The organism is Ruminococcus sp. AF17-22AC (genome assembly GCF_003460065.1).
GTDB lineage: Bacteria > Bacillota > Clostridia > Lachnospirales > Lachnospiraceae > Blautia_A.
Window position 1 is genome coordinate 1 of sequence record NZ_QRXT01000028.1, and the last position, 533, is coordinate 533.

At 46.5% G+C, this 533-nt stretch carries 1 protein-coding gene; it reads right to left on the bottom strand.

Annotated elements, in window-relative coordinates; translation table 11 throughout:
• The coding region (locus DWW86_RS16930) for a leucine-rich repeat domain-containing protein (protein ID WP_147338121.1) at positions 1-533 on the bottom strand (533 nt) is incomplete at both ends.

Below are 533 nucleotides of genomic sequence, written 5' to 3' on the forward strand. Positions count from 1 at the left end.
TCTCCGAAGCTGAAGCCCGTAAGCTCACCACATCCACTAAACGCGTAGCTTCCGATCTCGGCAACATTGTTTTTTCCTGAAAATACGACTTCCTGCAGTGCAGTACTGCCCTGAAATGCATTTTCTCCGATTTCTGTCACTTCCGCTGGAATCGTGATTTTCTGTATCTGCGACTTTTTAAATGCAGAAGTTCCGATCTTTGTTATGCCCTCCGGTATTGTCACCTCTGTGCTGTCACCTGTATAGCCGGTCACCTCTCCATCCACAACAATGAAATCATCACCGCCCGTTTCCTTGATACGCACTGTCTCCGGAAGGTTTTCCCTGTAAGCGTCACTGTATGCTTTATAAGCTCCCTTTGGCACATAAACAGTTTTAAGACCTGCCATGCCGTCAAAAATATTATTATTCCAGGAATAGCTTGCAGATGGCGGTGTTTCTCCGAGGAAGCTTACTGTCTCTACCCCTGTCATTCCATAGAACGGCAGTTCATCATTGTAATGTGTGTATACGGAAGTTACGCCCCTGCCTAC